Genomic DNA, 1,961 nt, shown 5'->3' with positions numbered 1-1,961 from the left:
CATCACATTTTCCAAAAAGGTCAGGGAAGGACGAACCTGCATCTGCAGATCCGCAGTCGTCGTCGGCACCTCACAGCAAACTAGTTTCAATGGAGCATTGGCCCCCAAGGTCATACCATCGACTCAACATTGGCTTTGACCAGCTAACTATGCCCCTCGTCCCCAGCAAGGTCGCAAACTGGCGCATGAACAATAGGCTCGGGTCGCTCCGCACCGCTTTCGCGTCGGAACTTTGCCCGGCTATCTCCTGCGACCGCGCAGATGCTCGCGACAACTACGCACCCGGACGGGCAGTTCAAACTCCCCCACTTATGGGCGCGTAAATTCCCCCACCTCGTGAAGCAGGACGAGATCGTTATTTAGCTCTCTTTCGTTTTTCGCGCAAGGGTTTCGGCGGCCTCCTTGAGCCGGTAGCTACGACCATCGAATTCGAGCAGGTGGCAGTGGTGCATGAGGCGGTCGAGGATCGTTGAACTCATGGTGTTGTCGCCGAGATAGGAACCCCAGTCCTGGACGACGCGGTTCGAAGTCACAACGACGCTGCGATGAAGCTTGTAACGCTGATGGATCAGAGTCTGTAGCAGTGCGCCGGCGTCGTCGGGGATCGTCCGCGAGAGGAACAGGTCGTCGAGCACGAGCAGATCACAATCGAGGATGGCGCGCAGCCGCGCCTGTCGCTGCTCGGGAGCACTGAGCGCATAGCGGTTAAAGAAGTCGTCGGTTTCGAGATACTGAACCTTGTGCCCCTGCAGAATGGCCTGATACGCAACGGCCTTCGCAACATGAGACTTCCCTGTACCCGGCTTACCTATGATCAGCGCGTTCTTGCCTTCGGCGACGAACTTCAGTGCGTGCAGCTGGAAGCACGCCTGGCGAGGCAGCTTTGGATTGAACGACCAGTCGAATTCCGTCAGGGTTAGCTTCTCTTCAAGGCCCGACTGCTGGTAGCGACGCTCAATCAGGCGTGACTGCCGCCGGTCGAGTTCGTCCTGCAGGATCAGCGCGAAGGTCTCGAGGAACGGTTGCTGTGTACCCTGCGCCTGCAGTACGCGCGTCTCAAGTGTGTCGCGCACGCCTGACAGCCGCAGCAGCCTGAGGGCACGTTCGATGTCCGGTAACGTTGTAGTCATGCGGTTTCTCCAGTAGTCGGGGCGGGTTGCGATCCGGCGCTGTGCTGTGCGCCGGCATTGAAGAGCTCGCCATATTCGGCGGCGGGCCGGATCAGGGGATGCTCCTGGGTAAGCGGCAAGGCCAACTGGGGCGCGCGCTCCAGGCGCTCCAGCGCCTGCTCGAACAGCCGCTCGACGACGGCGCGTACCTGACGGTAGCGATAGAGGTGGTGCCGCAGGGCGTGGTCGCATGCCTGTTCGACGAGCCACGCGGGATACTTCTTCGCCAGCGCAACGATGCCCCACATGCCGCGATGGCCGACGCGGCCTTCGGCGTCGAACAGGTGCTGGCACAGCGCCTTCGCCTGTGGACCGATGTCGCTGGCGCTGGCGAGCGCCAGGCCCGTCTGGCGCGACGGGTTGAACGGGCGTTCGCTCTCGGGAAGCTCGAGCGAGCCGGGTTGCATGTGGCGCGGGTGCGTGCGCAGCAACTCCTGCGTGCGGCGATCGCGGATCTCGATCGTGGTGTCGTAGATGCGCACGCACACGAGGCTGCCGATGGGCGCGGGCCGTGCCGCATAGTTGCTGCGATCGATGCTCACGGTAGTGTCGTCCCAGACAGTGCGCACGACCTCGGTGAAGTAGCGGAATCCGGTGGCCGGCAGAGGCCGCAGGTGCGGCTTCTCCTCCTGGAACATCGCCTCGACCTGTCGTCGGGCGCTGCCGTGGATGCGTTTGGCGGCCCAGTTCTCTTCCCAGTGCATCAGGAATTCGTTCTGGGCTTCGATGGATTCGAAGCGCCGACCGGTGAGCGCGGTGTTCTGCGTATGCTGGATCGCGTTCTCCACGGTA

2 protein-coding genes are annotated in these 1,961 nt (G+C 62.1%); both read right to left on the bottom strand.

What is annotated here, in order from left to right; genetic code table 11:
• Positions 1-359 precede the first annotated feature (359 nt).
• Positions 360-1,130 carry an IS21-like element helper ATPase IstB gene (gene istB / locus BMI01S_RS37200; RefSeq protein WP_028233066.1) on the bottom strand — a complete coding sequence of 257 codons (771 nt, stop codon included), beginning with the start codon at positions 1,128-1,130 and terminating at the stop codon, positions 360-362.
• On the bottom strand, positions 1,127-1,961 hold an 835-nt coding region (locus tag BMI01S_RS37195; RefSeq protein ID WP_042293322.1), incomplete at its 5' end, for a Mu transposase domain-containing protein. The genes istB and BMI01S_RS37195, both read right to left, overlap by 4 nt.

This window comes from Paraburkholderia mimosarum LMG 23256 = NBRC 106338 (assembly GCF_000739815.1).
GTDB classification, from domain to species: Bacteria; Pseudomonadota; Gammaproteobacteria; order Burkholderiales; family Burkholderiaceae; genus Paraburkholderia; species Paraburkholderia mimosarum.
Note: the sequence above shows the minus strand (reverse complement) of the source record. Positions and strands in the feature narration are given on the sequence as shown.